Source organism: Nostoc spongiaeforme FACHB-130, assembly GCF_014698475.1.
GTDB lineage: Bacteria > Cyanobacteriota > Cyanobacteriia > Cyanobacteriales > Nostocaceae > Nostoc_B > Nostoc_B spongiaeforme.
In genome coordinates this window covers 126,985-145,421 of the sequence record NZ_JACJTB010000003.1, presented here as the reverse complement: position 1 = coordinate 145,421, position 18,437 = coordinate 126,985, and the positions used below count along the sequence as shown (strand labels likewise).

The following is an 18,437-nucleotide window of genomic DNA, read 5'->3' as shown; positions in this document are numbered from 1 at the left end:
ATTCATTCGTGGTGACAGGGAACAGGGAAGAGGGAACATGAAATACCACCTAATTCAACAACATAGTGAAGAAGACTGCGGTGCTGCTAGTCTTGCAACAGTGGCTAAACATTATGGTAAAACCTTTAGTATGACTCGCTGTCGGGAAGCGGTCGGGACAGGACAGCAAGGAAGCACTTTATTAGGATTGAAACAAGGCGCAGAAATTCTGGGTTTCAATGCACGAGCCGTAAAAGTACCTCTGGAGACTTTCAACGAAATCACCCTTCCCTTACCCGCGATTATCCACTGGAAAGGCTATCATTGGGTGGTTTTCTACGGTCAACAAGGTAATAAATACGTTGTTGCTGACCCAGGTGCAGGTATCCGTTATCTAGAAAAAAAGTGGTTTTTAGAAGCATGGACAAACAAAGTTATGCTGCTGCTGGAACCAGATCCAGTGCGCTTTTTTACCCAGGAAGATGAAGCAGAAAAAATTGGCGGTTTTGATCGTTTTTTGCGGCGTGTTGCCCCTTATCGCGGCATTTTGAGTCAAACCTTATTACTCAACTCGGTTTTAGGTTTACTTTCCCTCGCTTCGCCCTTTTTGTTGCAAATTCTCACTGATGATGTGCTGGTGCGGGGAGATACGCAACTGCTAACTAGTGTTGCCATTGCTGTGATTGTGATGCACTTGGTTAGTAGTAGTTTGCGGTTAGCCCAATCAAATTTGGTCGCCCATTTTTCGCAACGGTTACAACTAGGATTAATTTTAGAATTTGGCAGGCAGATTTTACGCTTACCTTTAAGTTACTATGAATCTCGGCGCAGTGGTGAAATTGTCAGTCGCCTAGAAGATATTCAACAAATTAACCAATTAATTTCACAAGTTGTTGTCAGTCTACCTAGCCAATTTTTTATCGCTTTAGTATCTTTAGGTTTCATGCTGTTTTACAGTATTAAGCTTACAGTATTAGCTGGGGTGATCGCGCTAGTCATGACTTTATCTACCGTGATTTTTTTACCCACCTTACAGCAAAAAATCCGCAGTGTTCTAGTGTTATCCGCCGAAAATCAAGGTGTTTTGGTAGAAACATTTAAAGGTGCTATTACCCTAAAAACTACTACTGCGGCTCCGCAATTCTGGGAAGAATTTCAAAGTCGATTTAGTCGCCTCGCTAACTTGACTTTCCGTACTATGCAAATTGGGATTGTTAACGGTATATTTTCTAATTTAGTATCCAGCATTGGCAGTATTACTTTAATTTGGTTCGGTAGTAGTTTAGTCATTCAGCAAGAATTATCAATTGGGATGCTCTTAGCTTTTAATAGTATGAATGGCAACTTTACCAACTTTATTCAAACTACTATCGATTTTGTTGATGAATTTACCCGTGCTAAAACTGCTACCCAACGGCTCACAGAAGTCATTGACGCGACCCCAGAAATTTTAGACCATAATCAAAAGCCTTGGGTAAATATTCCAGGCAATGCAGATATCACTTGTACCAACCTCAACTTTCATCATCCTGGTAGAGTGGAGCTACTGCAAGATTTTTCGCTGACGATTCCTGGGGGTCAGGTAATTGCTTTGATTGGTAAATCTGGCTGTGGTAAAAGCACTCTGGCAAAATTGATTGCAGGTTTATATCAACTCCAGTCGGGTAATATTCGTTTTGGTATTTATAATTTAGAGGATCTTTCTTTAGACTGTCTCCGCCAACAAGTGGTGCTAGTACCGCAAGATGCACACTTTTGGAGTCGGTCAATTATGGAAAATTTTCGTTTAGGTTCACCTCACATTAGCTTTGAGCAGATTGTCAAAGCTTGTCAAATTGCTGGGGCTGATGAGTTTATTAGCAATCTCCCCGACAAATATCAAACAGTATTAGGAGAATTTGGGGCAAATCTTTCTGGTGGACAACGGCAGAGGTTAGCTATTGCTAGAGCAATTGTGAATAATCCACCAGTGCTGATTTTAGATGAATCTACGGGCGCACTCGACCCCGTGAGTGAAGCTCAAGTCTTAAATCAGTTACTCGCTCACCGTCAAGGTCAAACCACTATTTTAATTAGTCACCGTCCCAAAGTTATTCAGCAAGCTGATTGGATTGTGATGTTGGAACAAGGAAAATTAAAAATTCAAGGTTCTCCAGAGGCTTTGTGTCATCAAGCTGGTGAGCATTTAGATTTTCTTGATGCTGGGAATTTATCAGTCAGCAAAAATTCTTGCCACTGTTATCCGAATGCAAGTTTCCCCAGTAGCATTCGCTAATTTCTACCGTACTCAGTACTCAGCACTCTTCATCAGGAATACTGTTATGCTTAGTCAGTTTAATGCAGACTCTTTGCCCCCAGTGGAAGACCATGAATTTCTGCCACCGTTGAGTAATTGGGTGAAAATTGGCAGTTTGATACTTGTGGGTGCTGTGGGGGGTGCGATCGCTTTATCTTCGATAATTGAATACAGAGTAACTGTACTAGGACAGGCGATCGTCCGTCCTACGGGAGAATTACGGCTTGTCCAAGCGGCGATGACTGGGCAGATAACCAATGTTTTGGTTAAAGAAAATCAGGCAGTGAATCAAGGAGATGTGCTGGCGACAATTGATGATTCCCGCCTACAAACTCAAAAAAGCCAACTACAAGGCAACATCCAACAAGCGCAATTACAATTACAACAAATTGATGCTCAAATTCAAGCTCTCCATCGCCAAATTCAAGCGGAAACTGAGCGCAAAAACCGTTTAGTGAGTTCGGCGCAAGCTGGATTCAATCGCGCCCAACGCAACTATCGAGAACAGCAAATTAGCGTCCAAGCAGAAGTAGCCGCAGCCCAGGCGAATTTAAACAGAGCGCAAAATGAATGGTACAAAGCCCAGATAGAATTACGTGGGGCTGATGCTCAGTTGAAATCCACAAAAATAGCCATGAGTGCGGCGGAAGCTAAACGCGATCGCTATCAAAAGATAGTTCAAGCGGGTGTTTTATCTTTGAATCAATTAGAGGAAGTGCAGTTAGATGTGGCTCAACAAAAACAAGCGATTGAGATGCGACAAGCGGCGGTAGAAGCACAAAAGCAAATTATTGCCCAACAACAACAAACTGTAGTCGCCGAACAAGCCAAACTGCGCCGCGCTCAAGCTGCACTCAATCCGATTGATGCGGAAGTAGCGATCGCACAAGAGACGATTGCTCAAGAAATTGCCGGTGGACAAGCTACTCTCGCCACTCTCAACCGTGAATTGCAAGCTTTGTTGCAACAGCAACTACAAATGAAAAATCAGATCCAGCGCGACACCAGAGAACTACAACAAGTGGTTATGGATCTCAGCCAAACTAAAATTACCGCCAGTGACAATGGAATTGTCGCACAACTCAATTTGCGAAATCCTGGTCAATCGGTGCGTCAGGGTGAAGAAATTGCTCAAATTGTCCCTAGCAATGCTCCTTTAGTCATCAAAGCTGCCGTCGCCCCTGATGATGTCAGTAAATTAGCCAAAAATCAAGAAGTCCAGATGCGGGTGTCTGCCTGTCCTTATCCCGATTACGGTACTCTTAAAGGTGTTGTTAGTCAAATTTCTGAAGATACAATCAAACCTTCAGGAAATCAAGTTGTTTCCACCGTTGCCAAGAATCCTGTTTCTGCTGTTTACGAGGTGACAATCATCCCCAACAGTTTTAGTTTTGGTAGAAACCACCATCTATGTCATATTCAAGCGGGAATGCAAGGTAGAGCTGATATTATTTCCCAAAAAGAAACAGTTTTGAAATTTTTGCTCAGGAAAGCTCGGTTAATTGCCGATGTTTAACCGCCGAAGTCCGCAGAGTGTTTGTTAAGGAAGGTTCTGAAGAAATTCATCTACAGAGTTGACAGCGATCGCCGCAGCCATTAAATTTTCTAGTTGTTCAATACTCTGATCTTCCAGCCTGTCTTGTACTTCTTGGGGAATTGCACCGAAACGCAGTTGCAATACCTGTATTAACTGTCTTCTCGCACCTTGCTGTACACCTTGCTGTAGTCCTTGCTGTAGTCCTTCCGTAAGAATTTCTTGATACCAAGGTGATTCACGTAATACTGTCATATCCCACCTCATAATTTGTTGGACTAAAGGTATGTCTAGTACAAAACTAGCAAAAAATGCTAACAATGGTTCTAACTGATTAAATTGCTCTGAGGTTCGGAGTTGCTGTAATGCACGTTGTACAACTGATGTTTCTGCACCACCTCGTAAAATCGGCACAAATGGCAATAGTGAGGGTAATGGTTGGCTAAACACAATCTCTGCGTCTACTTCCCACAAGTTAATCACGTGATAGTCTTGAATTACTCTTAGTCCCAAAAACTCGGATTGGTAACTACTGACAACAGTGATTGTGGATGGAGGAGGCAAGATATTGATGAGTACCGGATAAATCGGTAGTTGATATTTTTCTTCTGCTAAGGCTGCATAAGCCCTCATACGGAGAGGCATATTTTTTGGGTAACGCAACTGCAACTCGTTGAGAATTAAAAAATCTCCACAGGATTCGCTGTATGCTTTGATTAGCACATCTGTTTCCCGACTAATCCATTGAAATTCAGCACTCAGAATTTCCTGAACCACGACATCTGGAAGTTGTGTTATCCATTGCGCCCAAGCATTAGGCGCGAGGCTAATTAATCTTTTACTGCCGGTATCTGCTGCTTTTGCCACTGGATAATTTTTAAGTTTAACTGTGATCAGTAATCATCATATATATCAGGCGATCGCACTCACTACAAGGTAGCTAAAAACCGCGCCAGCTAGTTGTCATACTACTTCAATTGCTTAACTATCAGACCATGAGTTAAGATTTGGGGGATTCTCCCCCAAGCCCCCGATTGGGGGACGGTTGCGTCCCCCAAACCCCCTCCAAAATTATTCTTTGGTCTTTTGTTGAGTCTAGTTATTTTCACTTGGGTAGAATATAAATTCATCTGCGTACCCTGCGGGAAGCCGCTATCGCGTCTACATCCGCGTCCATCTGCGGTTAATTATCTCAATATCATTCAGGAGTCACCTACACCTGTCAGCTGCTCCCTACCTATCTGCGGTCTTTGATGATAATTCTGTTACAGGACAAGATATCACCTCTTTGATTACAAGCCATTACCAATCAAAATAAAGGCTGACCAGTAAAAAGGATGACTGAGATGCTCGCTTAACTGTGGTGTTAAGTTACCGTATTTGCCAGTAATTAGGGCGATTTGTGCTTGACGTAGGGCTGCGGCTTTGGTGGTTTTGCCTTGGGACAGGATGTTGTAAAAAGCATTCATTAATACTTGTGTACCGCCATCATCTACCGACCATAAAGAAGCGATCGCGGCTCTTGCGCCTGTTTGTTGTATCTGGTAGCCAAAACCCAAAATTTCTCTACCATTGCCAAATTGATCGCCTAATCCGGTTTGGCAGGCTGAAAGTACGATTAAATCGACATTGGGCAATCGCCAGTTTTTGATATCTCGGAGGGTGACGCGATCGCCATTTCCTAACAAAATAAATGATTCTTCTGGCTGTCCAGTGGTAAATGCGGCGTGAGTTGCTAAATGGATGACGGCGTAATCATTCATTTCCAACACAATATCTGAATTGAATTGCTGGTCTAATAATTTTTTGGTGCTGGGAATGGTTTGAGCGAGTGTTTCTACTTCTAAACCAGCAAAGGGTAAACCGGAAAAGTCAAACTGCTGAGATCCTACATGAAAACTATAGTTGCCTTGGGTAAAGGCTGCCGCTAAGACATTTAATTGATTTTGGGGTTTGGTGTTGAGGTCGGTTAAGCTGACGGCAGTAATATTATTGATTTGGAAGCGTTCGATTAACCATTTTTGACCGTCATAAAGGGCGGCTAGGGGAACATAACGCAGTTGTCCGTCGGGAGCGTAGATGATGGTTTGGGCTTGTGCTTGTGCTAAGTCATTTTCTAGGGGTTTAATCAGCAAATCGTAGAGTTTTTGGGCGGGAACTGTGATTTTTGGGGTACGTTTTGGTAAGGTGGTGCGAAATTCCAAAATTGCTCGGTTGAGTTCTTCTTGGGTAACAGCTACGGTGCGGCGGATTGGTGGTGCGTAGGGAGTGACTAAAACTAGTTCTAAGCGATCGCTCAATACTAGGGGATAAAGTATGACTGCGCCTTGCTGGAGTTGTTTTAAGTTATCTTGTAAGGCGCTGGCGGAGGATTCCAGGTTAAAACTCTGCCCTTGGGTGGTTTGCTGGAGTTGGGCGACCCATTCGCGCACTTTCGGGCTATCGAGGAAGGTGTTAAAGTCTTTGGCTAGTGTCTGCTGAATTTTACGTAATTCTAAAATACGCTGTTTCTGGGACGGGGTGCGGCTGCTCACACTAATGTTTTCCAGTCGGGCGAGTTCTCGACCAAGGGTGATCGCTTGTTCAAATTCCGCTTTCATTACCGCTCGAATTTGCCGTTCTTGGGGACGTTCCACAACACCAGTCGCCGTTTTTTCACTCCCCCGCACGTCGCGGAGATAGTCGTCAATTTCTTGGACTTTGAGCAAGTCTAGTACTTGTTGCGCTTCTAAAATTCGGTTGCGTTGCAGAAGGATATCGGCTAAATGGCGATAATCCTTGGCAATGGTTTCTGTATAAGATTGCTGTTGTTCTTTGCTTAATTCTCTAATATTATTGCGAATTGTTTCTCTAGCATTTACTGATTGTTTGAAGAAGATAATTGCTAATTCTGGTTGGTTCTGTTTTTCGAGTAACTTCCCGATAGTATTGAGGATGTATCCTTCACCTTCTTTGTTGCCAATTTCTTGAGCAATTACTAAACTTTGGTGTAAGAATTTTCCGGCTAATTCATATTGCCCTTGCTCTAAATAAACGTTTCCTATGGCGTGGAGATTTATCCCTTCTGCATTTCTGGATTTGAATTTTTGATAAATAGTTAAAGGTGGTTGCAAATACGCCAAGGCTAATTGATATTTTTCTTGCTTGAAGTAAACAATCCCAATATTGTAATATGTTGTTGCTTTGAGAAATTCTTGTTGTTCTTTGTTCTGAATTTTTTGCAGCACTGTTAAGGCTTGCTGATGGAAATCTAACGCTAATTCATACTTTTCTTGTCTGTAGTGAATATTGCCGATCGCATTCAGCGCCCTCACTTCACCTGCAATGTCTCCTATTCTGTTTCCGTCTGATTCGAGCAGTACGGGTTGTCTGGCGATTTTTAAGGCTTCCTGATAAGATTTCAAAGCGAGTTCGTATTGTCCTAACACTTTATAAATCTGTCCCATATCAAATTCAATTCCTACCCAGTTGCCTAAAATTTCTTGCCGGATGGGTAAGGCTTTTTGATAGTAATCGAGAGCTAATTTATACTCTCCCAAGCTGCTGTAAACTCTCGCTATGCGATGGAAAGTCGGCCATTGTCTTGGCTCGCTGCCTAATTTTTTCGCAATCTCCAAAACTTGCTGGTATTTTTCTAAAGCTTCTCGATATTTACCTGCTCTCGAAAATTCATTACCTTGGATGGTGTAAATGTCTGCTATGGAGTTGAGGCTGGATTTTTCCCAACCGCGATCGCCGATTTCTTGTTGAATTGCCAAAGCTTGCTGATAATATTTCAACGCCTGCTGATAATTTCTTTGGCGATGGTAAACGTCTCCCAGGTGGAACAAAGTTCTGCCCGTACCTGTTTTATCTTCTATTTGTTGATAAATTAATAAAGCTGCCTCAAAGGTTTTGATGGCTCTGGCATATTCCCTTTTGATATACTGCCGCCAACCTGCTTCATACAGTTGATCAGCTTTCAATTTTTCTGGTGTTTGAGCGAAGAAAATCACGCCACCTGCGGGGTTAAAAGTCGTAATTTTGCCAGATGAAAGGCGAATTTCGAGCTTTTCGCCATCAAAAGTCCCACTCAACGGCGTTTTACCCAGAATAGTTGCTGTTTTCTCACTTTGTTTTGCGATTTCCTGTCTAATTGCCAAGGCTTGTTGATCAACTTGAGTCGCGGCTTGATTGTCTCCTAATTGTTTGTAAACTGCACTCATCTGGGTGAGAATTATCCCCTCCCAAGGGCGATTTTTTTGCTGGCGAACAATTGTTAAGGCTTGCTGGTAAGCTTGTAATGCAGCTTGGTACTGAATTTTGAGGTATTGTCCTTGGGTGGCGTAACTGTTTCCCTTGGCAAACAAAACTACCGCTTCTCCTTCTAATGGCTGTACTTGCACAAGGGTTTTTTTCGCTGCATCTCTACCAACTTCTGTAATTAAGACGGCTTTTTGACCAGTAATATTTTCTAGATTACGGTTGCTAATTTCGCGCTGTAATGTGTTTGCTTGCTCACGATACTCCTGCGCTGTTTGCTTCTGCCCTAATTTGGCGTAAATTGCGGCGATACTGTTGAGAATTGCGGCTTGATCTGGCTTTTCAAAGGGTATTCTTGTCCAGCGAAATAATTCCTGTTGTCCAAATTGGCGGATTTGTTGTTCTGGTACAAAATAGTTATCTTGAGTTTGAGGATCACGGGCGATCGCTAATGCTTGCTGGTAAGCTGTCAACGCCGCTTCATACTGGCCTAAATTGGTGTAAATTTCCCCAATTTGGGTTAACAATATCGGTTTTTGATTAACCAACCTGTGGCTGCTGTTCTCCATGTTCACAATTGCCAGAGATTGCTGATAATCATCCAAGGCAGTTTGATACTGTCCTAATGCGGCGTAAACTTCACCCATACTTCTTTTAATTCGCTGTTCCTGCTGGCGATAATCTCCTGGTGACAATTCCTCTCTGCGCCGACGAACTTCGATATTTTCTGGGCTGGACATTTCTGCATTGATGATTGCCAAGGCTTCTTTGTAGAATTGCAAGGCAGTTTGGTACTGTCCTAGAGTTTTGTGGATATCTGCAATATTCGCTAAGGTATTTTCTTCCTCATTTTCAGCAAAGTTATGCCATCCAGCTACCCCAGCGATTACTTCTAGCCGTTGTCCGCGTTTCTCTATTTCGGCTATTTCTGCGGATTCAACAGTCGTGATGGCAGTTTTGATTGGTTTTCCTTTCCCTACCTGAATCAAACCGTTGCTGAGTCCATCTTCTAGTTTGATTCCCTCTGGGCGATGAATGTTGACATCAGTACCAAAGGCTACCCGAATTGTCTGGGGGATTGGTGTTTTTGTTGACTGTTCAGCAACTTCCCGACGAATTGCCAAGCTTTGCTGATAGGTATCTAAGGCTACTTGTAACTGTCCGATAGTTTCGTAAATTGTTCCCATTTGATTGAGAATTACCCATTCCCAGGGGCGATTTTTTTGCTGACGGACGATCGCTAAAGCTTGCTGATAGGATGACAAGGCGGCTGGGTATCTTGCAAACTTGGCGTGTTCTACACCGTTGCGGTAGTGGATGAGTGCTTCCCCTGTCAAGAGTGTAATTAAAGTTGGTCTTTTTTGGGGTATATTGTAAGTCACCAAAATTGCCCGTTTGACAATATTTGTCGCCCACCCCACATGAATACCCATTTCCTGTCTGATGGCTAAGGCTTGTTCTTGATATTCCTGCGCCGTTTGCGGGTAGCCTTGGTTATGGTAAATATAGCCCAGATTATTCAGGATTTTCTCTTCCAGGGAACGATCGCCAATTTCTCGTGCTATTGGTAAAGCCTGTTGATAATACTCCAGGGCTATTTGCGGCTGTTGTCCTTGATTTTTGTAGGTGGAGGCGATCGCATTCAGGATTTTTGCTGTTAACGGGCGATCGCCAATTTCGCGGACAATAGCTAAAGCTGGTTCGGAGAAATCCAGGGAAATCGGGCAAGATTCCCGTTGATTGTCGATTCCCCAGTTATAATCTTGGCTCAAATTCAACATTACTGTAGCTTCGCCGATGCGATCGCCTGCTTGGCGCATCTGGGCTAAGGCTTGCTCGTAATATTTCACAGCTTGTTCTTTTTGATTTAACGCGGCGTAAGTCATCCCAATTCCGTTGAGACTCCAACCAACACCCGCGCGATCGCCTAAAGCCCCCATAATCATTAAGGCTTGCTGGTAATATTTTCTTACCTCCAGGTAAGACTTAATTTCCTCCGGCTTTTTGATTTTCTGGTAGTAAAGTTGCGATTTAATATAGCTGACGTAAGCATTTCCCAAGCCAATCAAAGTAATCGCTTCCCCAGATTTATCTTTTACCTCACGCCGCATCGATAAAGCTTGCTGGTAGAATTGCACAGCATTTTTGTACTGTCCTTGGGTTGCGTAAACGGCGGCGATTTGATGCAGTGATGCGGCTTCCTCTGCACGGTTATTCAATTCCCGTGTAATTTCTAAGGCTTGTTGATGATGTTGAAGGGCGGTTTGAATTTGTCCTTGATGGCGATAAACTTCTCCTAATTTATTGAGAACTGCGGCGATGTAAGCGCGATCGCCAATTGCTTGATGAATATTTAATGCTTGTTGAAAAGATTGTAATGCCGAAGTAAATTGACTTTGTGCCAGTTGTTGATTACCTTGCTCAAACAGTTGTTGCGCCTCTGGGATTTGAGCCACAACTTGGTTATTAGCAATTAATTCTGCTGCCAACACTCGCCCTTGTATGGGATGATAATTCATCAACCCACTATCAATAGAAAAGATAACCAATAAAACAGCAAGTGTAGGCATTCTCAATGCGGGGAATTGCATCAAAAATATTTTGATAAATTTGTAAGTGGTGGGACAAAATTCAATTCAACAGTGGAAATAGGATTGCTCTTATACCAATTTAATGTGAAGCTGCACTAAATGAAACTCTAGATTCTTGGCGTTCTTGGCGCTCTTGGCGGTTCGTTTCTTAAGATTCTGTGCATCTTCATACAGAATTGGTATTACTTAATTATTAGTCCCTTGCTATTAATATCTTGAATAATTTCTGTTAGTCAATCCAATGTCACAAAAATATTATTAAGTCGAAAAACCCCTCATCCCCCTTGTCCCGAATTTCTCACGTATGGGTAGCGGGTGTGGAGAGAGAGGGGAGTGTGGGGGGAAAGATTTTTTCACCATCCTCCCACACTTCCCACCCCTCCCCCCCCTCCCACACCCCTGGATTTCTCTCTTGTGAGAAATCCAGGCTTGTCTCCCTTGTCTCCCTTCCCTCATCCCCCTCTCCCAAATCACAACCTCAACCTACTACCTGTTTCATCAAGAGGAAATGGCCTGATGGCTTTGGTGTTAAACAGTTCTTGGAACACCTTGCGGCGTTTGTGGGGTGTTTCGGGTGCGATGTAACCCCATAAACTTTCCCAATAGAAAAAAGAGATACCAGAAAAAGAGCGATCGCGTACCATATCAATTTGTTCTTTAATTTGGGAAATTCTCACCGGGTTGCGTAAAGTCCCGGTAGAGATACCAATTACAACCGGAATTTTGCTGAGGGCTAATTTTATGGCTGGTTGTTCTAATTCAGTCTTAAAACTATTTTGATTATGGCGGTATACTTGCAACACCAACTCATCCACCCAGCCGTTTTTTACCCAAGTTTCCCAATCTTGCAAATAATATTTATACGCAAAAGCTTTTGCATTGGGAGACAGAGATAATTTTGCATTCGGTTCAATTTCCTTGATGCTGCGATAAATTCTCCCCATGAATGCCGTAATTTTGTTAGCACGCCAACGCATCCATTCAGGGTTAAAGGGATCAGTCGGCGGATTTTGACCTTGATGTTCTTGTTTGTAGAGTTCGACAGTGAAGCGATCGTAACCAAATTGTACTGGCATTCCAAAATGATCATCTAGTTGAATGCCATTTACATTGTAATTACTCACAACTTCTAAAATGAGTTCTAAAATAAAATCTTGAACTTCCGGATTTAGAGGATTTAACCAAGCTTGTTTAGTTACAACCCCATTGTTAGCATCTTCTGGCAAAACTTCTTTGACAGAATTTACACCTGCTTGTCCAATTGTTAACCAATCAGGATAACGTTTGGCTAACTCAGAATTTGGCGGTGTCATAAAACCATATTCAAACCACGGAATCACAGTCAAACCTTTGGGTTTAGCAAGTTTAATAATCTTGGCTAAAACATCTTGTCCACCGTGCATAAAATTCAGTGTTGGTTCTGCTTCTTCCCCAATCGTATTTTTAGCAACAGTACTTTTATAAAAAGTATTACCCCGATTCCAAACTACAGGATAAATCGTATTAAAATTCAACGCTGCTAATTGATTAATAGCGCGATCAATTCCCCAAGGAACAAATAAAACACCACTAGCAACATTAGTTAACCAAACACCACGAATTTCCGTGACCATTTGTTGGTTTTTTGGTTGAGCATAAAATGAAAAAGAAGGTAGAGTAAATACTGTTAAACAAAGTATAAATTCTAAAACTATTAAGTAAATAATCCAATGTTTAGTCAACCGATTCATCAGTGGGTTTGACTGCTTTTGCAAAGAACAATTATAAATACAAAATAATTCAGCATCTTCCGGAGGATGTGAATCTAATTCTTAATTCGTAGGGGCGGGTTTACTCAAATCATCATCAATCTCTTAATTATGTATCAACCTGCCGATACATGAGCATATAATCCCCTCAGAAGTTAATGATCTAACAACAAAATAAGTTGTCGTGACGAACAAACAAATATCATCAACAACAGCGCAACCATTCTAAAATTTCATCAACTGATTGGTGGGATGTAAAGACTTTGAGAGTGCTGTAGTTTGGTATGAGGTCGCTAATCAAACAAACTGCACCCTCAAATTTGCTGATGGCGTTGAGAAACGCATGGCTGTATGTCGCCTCACCTGTAGGATTAGTTGCGCCTGGGTGAAACACTAAAACTACTCGTTTGTCAGTTTTTAGTAATTTGAAGTAAACTTTTAAACCTGACATGTTGTTTGCTTCGCCAGAAGCACGTTCTGGACAACCTTGGTTAACCATTTCAGCATAAATTTCGGCTGCTGGGTTATCTGATTCAATAAATTTGCTGGTGTCGATACAGATTAAGTGAATGTTTTGGCTAAGTTGAGGGTCATTTTTAATTGCAGCTTGCAAGCGTTGGGGTAACTCAAGATGGTTAAGACTGATTTCTTTACTGTTTCCTTGATGCCAAGCTTGGTAGAAATCGGGGTAAGCGATATTTTGGGCGCAGTGCCAAAGTATCAAGTAGCATTCTACGTATAAAGCACGATAATTGTGATAGACAGAATCTTCTAAGTAGCCTCTTAAGTGAGAAACTGCTAACGAAAACATATCACCACTTAAAATTGACCCTAAGCTCCCAAGAGAATTCCAACGCAAACCTTGCATATTCTCATTGTGGAGTAAATTGAGCAAAAATTTAAAAACATCTTTGTTACCAACACCAACTATTCCCAATGCTCCAATAGCTTTTTCTTTAATGGCATAGTTTCCATAATTTGACTTACTACTTACCACGTCCATTAGAATGGAAATTCCCTCTGAAGAACAACTTCCAATTTTGACAAGACATTCAATAGCCTTAAATAGTGGATAGTAATCATTTTCTAGATTAGAAGAAAGTGAACGTTTGATAACTTCCACAACAGGAGGAATAGCTTGGGGATTCCTAGTCACTATTTCTTCCAACCTTAACCTATACTCATATTGCTTGGGATTACTATCTTCAGTCCTGTTAATTAAGTCAATCAAGTCTATTATCTCTTCTGGTCGATAAGAAATCTCTTTTTTACGTATTTCAGAAGGTTGATGGTTGTGTAACGAATTCAAGAATACATGTCGTCTGACAACTTCTACCTGTGCATTAAATTCAATATTCCTCAACCAGAAAGGAGGAACAAAAAAATCATCGCTATTATGAATTAATTCTTTTAAAGCTTCGTTTGCTTTAGAATTCTCTGGACAAAAATCTAATAAAGTTAATGAAACTTCAGCTATTTTGATTTTATCATAACTTGTTCCATTTTTCTCGCTAATCTTTCTGCGTATTTGTTCATCTTGAAGGAAATGTAACAATTCAGTTAAAGCAATGATAACTTGTTTATGAATTGTTTCTTTAAGTAATATACAAGCTTTTGTGTTAAGTGGAATGAAAGACAGCCATACCTGTTTTGCGGTGTCAAAATATCCAAAAGTCCATTTCACTACCTGTTGTACAATTTCAGCAGAATGCCTACAATTATTAAATTCTTTAATTCCTACTGCTGCCAAAAAGTAGGCTTGATACCAATAAAGATTTTGAAATTTATCGTCAAATTCCACCAATATCTGAATAAACGCTTCTTTCTCTTCATTCTTTACATCCTCCCGCCCAAACCACAGCAAAATTACCTCTTTCCACTGCGGTTTAAAAATGCGGTAAGTTCCTTGTGTTGGATTAGCAGGAACATGATTCAGAAACTCATGCCAATCATCAACCTTTAACGCAGCAAAATATTCTTGAAAGTTAGGATGAAAGAAAGCATAAACTTCCTCATCAGTTTCTGCTACTCTGTCTACTAAATTTAACCAACCAACATCACAAGCTAATTTAAATAATTCTTCTCTCATTTCTTGACGTGCTAAACTCCGCCGCAAGCGAAACCGCGCAGGACTGTTAATACCTGCAAAAGCTAATTTGCTTAAAGCTTGGTGTAATTCATCTTTTAAATCATCAGAGTTACACAACTCAGGAGATAACTCTGATTTCCATTCATAGAAATAGAAGGTAAATCTCTGATAAAGTGCGGCTTTCGTTTCTGGTAATTCTCCCTGCTTATCCAAATAAAATGTCTGACACAACAGCGACAACCGCAAAGGATTCGTCACCAATTTACGAATATTTTCATGTTGAGTTGCTTTTAACTTATCCTGTAGTGTCTTTCCTTTCGCTAAATCACCAGCACGCTCAAACCACTGTTGAATAAAATCATCAATTTGTTCTGGTTTAAACTCTTGAGTTTTATAAGTATTAAATCCTGTGAGTGTATTATTAACCTGGGCATCCCAAACATTTAACCGACAAGTTAAAACCACTCGCGCTTGTCTCAAAGATGCTGTCAGTTCTCGATTAATTTTGGTTAATGCTTGCACGGGTGAATTTTCACCCATTTCATCCACACCATCTAACAGTAGCCAAACTCTCTCTTTAGCAAAACACTCAATTAATTGACGTTCAATTTCTGGCGTGACGACAACATCAGATTTAACTAATTTCATTGCGTCAGTCAGCCATTGCTTGAGTAAATATTCCTCAATTGTTCTTCCCTGTAAGTTGGCGAGAGAAATACAGATGGGTAAATCTTGAGTGTTGTTTTGAATAAAGGAAGCTATTGTACTCAATAAAGTAGTCTTACCTGCTCCTGGTTCACCAATGACGGCAATATGTTTATTATTGCCGCTTGACTGTTGTGCAATTACTTCTTGTAGAAATGCGTCATGTTCATAGGTTTTGACTATGACTTCTTGCGTTAACTCATAGACATTTGCTCTGTCTGGCTGTTCATTTAGTTGTCGGCGTTGCTGCTGTTGGCGTTCCACTAACCCCAAGGGAACATAAACGTTAATTTCAAAACCTTGTTCTGTCGCTTTGCGTCTGAGTCTTGCTGCTTCTTGCTGACTTTTCAGCATGGCTATGCAAACTTCACGCCAGTCAATGCTGTGAGATTTAGCAGCCGATGGGTTAGAAACTTTACGAGGTTTAGATTTTTTAGCTTCCCGTCGCTTATCCCATTCTCCACCGGAACGAAACAAACAGTTGAGGTTTGTTTCTTTGTCGATGCTGGGAAACTTTACCGCGAAACGCCACACTTTTGAGTTAGTTCTGGTTCTAGAGTTAGTTGCTTCGCGCTTGTCTTCTAAAATGCCCAAAGCTATTAGACAATTAAGTGCATTCCGAATTGCCTCAACATCTAAACTGTTTGTTAGTTCAGCCAGTCCTTCTAAAGTGGAATGCCTTACCCATAGCTGATGATCATCTTGCCAATCAGCTTTAATATCCTTTGATTCTTCCACGTCGTCAACAAAGGAGAGTAAAGCATTTAGCAATATCTTGGCATCTTCTCTACCACGAAGGTAGCTAGGTTTCCCCATGTGAATTTCGCCATCAAAAACCAAAAGAGTTCGCAAAAAAGTTTTTGGCTTTCCTAAGCACAAAATCTTTCCCAAGCATCTTGTATTGATTCTACAAAGTTTTGCAGTGTGCTTGGGAAGATTTACTTGTCAATAAGTCCCACCCTTAACCTCGATTTGTACATAAGTTGAGGTAAATCAATGAAAATTCAACGCCAGCAACACCAAAGTCATCGCCAGAAGTTTTTTCGCCAAGTTATGGTAATTTTACTAGTTGTGCAAACTCTACTGTTAGGTGTTCAAGCTAAAAACCGCATTCAACAAGGGGACTCAGCTATTGAGGTGATGATTTGGCTGATTAATCAATATATTCCTGTGTTGCAAAAGGCTAAAGGTTTGGAGGATGAAGATAAAAAGAGTAATGAGCAGTAATGGCGTAGCAAGCCTCAAATATTACACTATGGTTTCTTGTGGGATGTGCTTCTAGTCCGTCCAGTGCAGGCAAGATGCCTACACCACAAGAGTTATATTTGTCATAAATTAGCCTTACCGTCAGTATGATACAGGTGTGTTATGGCTAATTTATTCTCTTCCTAAAGCTCAAATCCTTTGCTGTATAGTTAACCTTCGCGGCGGCGGTGGTTGGCTGCTTGTAATAAGAGAGATTCAGCAAATGCGATCGCATCTGTTGCAGATTTACCCCCTGCTAACTGCGCTAGTTCGTCTCGACGAGTATTAATGTTATCTAAATAAGTAACTCGGACAACGGTACGCTGTTCTGTGCTGCCATTGTTGGCTTTTTTACCTTTGCCTTGGGTAATAATTTGCTTATCAACCCGGAAATGACGGTCAGCCATTGCTGCGACTAAGGGTTGGTGGGTCACACACAATACTTGATGATGTTGACCGAGTTGGTATAATTTTTCAGCGATCGCTTGGGCGACTCTCCCAGAAACCCCGACATCAATTTCATCAAATACCAATGTTTCGGCGGAGTCTGCTTGCGAAAAACAAGCTTTTAAGGCTAATAAAAAGCGACTCATTTCTCCACCGGAAGCAATTTCGGTTAATGGTTGCAATGGTTCGCCAGGGTTGGGACTGAACACAAAGGTAATTTTATCTGCACCCGCCGCAGTGGGAACGATGGGTACTATTTCCACTTGGAATTGTACTTTTTCCATCGCCAATGGTTTGAGTTCTGCAATCAACCGCGATTCTAAATTATTCGCAGCTTGACGGCGCAATTTGGTTAATTTTTGACAAGCTTGAGTCAGTTTATCAAAACAAGTTTTTTCTTGCTGTTCTAAACTTTCAATTGATTGTTCGCTATCGTTGAGTTCGGCTAATTCTTGTTGGATACGTTGATAGTAAGCGATCGCTTCTGTGAGTGTCGGCCCATACTTGCGGCAAATTTGCTTTAATTCCCGGATTCTTTCTTCGACTTCTTCCAATCGTTGCGGATCAGCTTCTAAACTATCCCCGTAGGCGTTAATTTGTCTGCCAACTTCCACAACTGCCGTTTGGGCATCTCTGACTAATTCTAATAATGATTGCAGTTGGTTATCATATTCCACCATATCGTTTAAGGTGGCTTCACTATCTCCGAGTAAGTCGGCTGCTGCTGGTGTATCTCCGTCGTTTTGATACAAAGCCTGATAGATTTTGTAACTCATCTGTTGCAAGTCAACGACGTGATTTAAGCGTTCCCTTTCTTGCGTCAGTTGTTCTAATTCTTGCGGTTCGCTGAGGTTGGCGGTGGATAACTCCTGCACTTGATAAGTCAGCAAGTCTAGTTGTTGTAAACGTTCCCGTTCGGATGTGCGGCGTTTTTCTAGTGCAAGATGGGCTTGTTGGTAAGCATGATAAGCTGTGGCAATGACTTGACGTTGCTGAATTAAAGCATCGCCACCATACACATCTAACCATTCCCGGACTTGGGCTGGTTGTCCGACTTGGACTGTTTGACCTTGGGCAGTAATTTCCACAAGGCGATCGCGCAATCCTACCATGATTTGCCGATTCACTAATACACCATTCACCCGCGATCGACTGCGGACATTACTACCTGTGGCGGTAATTTCTCTACTAATTACTACGGAGTGATCATCAATTAAATCTATTTCCTGTTCCGTTAACCAAGCGGCTAGGGCATGATGAGATTTAAAGGTTGCTTCTACCATTGCGCGAGTTGTTCCAGTGCGGATAACTCGACTGGAAACTTTACCACCCAAGGCTGCATCAATCGCATCTAAAATAATCGATTTTCCCGCGCCGGTTTCACCTGTCAAAACATTTAACCCAACGCCAAATTCTAGTTCCAGTTGGTCAATTAGGGCAAAGTTTTCAATTCGCAGACCAAGCAACATCAAGCTTCTCCCTCGTTAGTGCTGAGTGCTGAGTTTTGAGTGCTGAGTGTGTTATTGAAAAAATCTTTAATTTTTTAGTGCTGTAGGCGCTC

General features: G+C 41.6%; 8 protein-coding genes. 3 read left to right on the top strand and 5 right to left on the bottom strand.

The features are described 5' to 3' along the window. Positions 1 to 37: 37 nt before the first annotated feature. On the top strand, positions 38 to 2,254 hold the full coding sequence (locus H6G74_RS04555; protein WP_190966547.1) for a peptidase domain-containing ABC transporter: 2,217 nt from the start codon (positions 38 to 40) through the stop codon (positions 2,252 to 2,254). Between the two features lie 46 nt (positions 2,255 to 2,300). Further along, entirely contained in the window at positions 2,301 to 3,791 is a 1,491-nt protein-coding gene (locus tag H6G74_RS04550) for an HlyD family secretion protein (protein WP_190966546.1), read from the top strand. A 24-nt stretch (positions 3,792 to 3,815) separates the two neighbouring features. On the opposite strand, the gene H6G74_RS04545 is transcribed toward H6G74_RS04550, so the two are convergent. From H6G74_RS04545 to H6G74_RS04530, 4 genes are all read right to left on the bottom strand, one after another. Continuing rightward, positions 3,816 to 4,676 carry a DUF4351 domain-containing protein gene (locus H6G74_RS04545; protein WP_190966545.1) on the bottom strand — a complete coding sequence of 287 codons (861 nt, stop codon included), beginning with the start codon at positions 4,674 to 4,676 and terminating at the stop codon, positions 3,816 to 3,818. Positions 4,677 to 5,101: 425 nt separating this feature from the next. Further along, entirely contained in the window at positions 5,102 to 10,621 is a 5,520-nt protein-coding gene (locus H6G74_RS04540; protein WP_242051151.1) for a tetratricopeptide repeat protein, read from the bottom strand. Between the two features lie 491 nt (positions 10,622 to 11,112). Beyond that, positions 11,113 to 12,372: a glycoside hydrolase family 10 protein gene (locus H6G74_RS04535; RefSeq protein WP_190966701.1), complete on the bottom strand. Its 1,260-nt coding sequence runs from the start codon at positions 12,370 to 12,372 to the stop codon at positions 11,113 to 11,115. Between the two features lie 223 nt (positions 12,373 to 12,595). Next, positions 12,596 to 16,000, bottom strand: a complete 3,405-nt coding sequence (locus tag H6G74_RS04530) for an NACHT C-terminal alpha/beta 1 domain-containing protein (RefSeq protein WP_190966543.1) — start codon at positions 15,998 to 16,000, stop codon at positions 12,596 to 12,598. A gap of 180 nt (positions 16,001 to 16,180) precedes the next feature. Here H6G74_RS04530 and H6G74_RS04525 point away from each other — a divergent pair, with 180 nt between their 5' ends. Further along, the gene (locus H6G74_RS04525; protein ID WP_190966542.1) at positions 16,181 to 16,411 is read left to right on the top strand and encodes a hypothetical protein; all 231 of its coding nucleotides are present in this window, start codon (positions 16,181 to 16,183) and stop codon (positions 16,409 to 16,411) included. A gap of 188 nt (positions 16,412 to 16,599) precedes the next feature. On the opposite strand, the gene recN is transcribed toward H6G74_RS04525, so the two are convergent. Further along, on the bottom strand, positions 16,600 to 18,345 hold the full coding sequence (recN, locus tag H6G74_RS04520) for a DNA repair protein RecN (protein ID WP_190966541.1): 1,746 nt from the start codon (positions 18,343 to 18,345) through the stop codon (positions 16,600 to 16,602). Between the last annotated feature and the right edge of the window lie 92 nt (positions 18,346 to 18,437).

Bases quoted from the DNA above. Each gene is read 5' to 3' on its own strand.
- H6G74_RS04550 (WP_190966546.1), top strand. From the start codon at position 2,301: ATGCTTAGTCAGTTTAATGCAGACTCTTTGCCCCCAGTGGAAGACCAT.
- recN (WP_190966541.1), bottom strand. From the start codon at position 18,345: ATGTTGCTTGGTCTGCGAATTGAAAACTTTGCCCTAATTGACCAACTG.
- H6G74_RS04540 (WP_242051151.1), bottom strand. From the start codon at position 10,621: ATGCCTACACTTGCTGTTTTATTGGTTATCTTTTCTATTGATAGTGGG.
- H6G74_RS04525 (WP_190966542.1), top strand. From the start codon at position 16,181: ATGAAAATTCAACGCCAGCAACACCAAAGTCATCGCCAGAAGTTTTTT.
- H6G74_RS04535 (WP_190966701.1), bottom strand. From the start codon at position 12,372: ATGAATCGGTTGACTAAACATTGGATTATTTACTTAATAGTTTTAGAA.
- H6G74_RS04555 (WP_190966547.1), top strand. From the start codon at position 38: ATGAAATACCACCTAATTCAACAACATAGTGAAGAAGACTGCGGTGCT.
- H6G74_RS04530 (WP_190966543.1), bottom strand. From the start codon at position 16,000: ATGGGGAAACCTAGCTACCTTCGTGGTAGAGAAGATGCCAAGATATTG.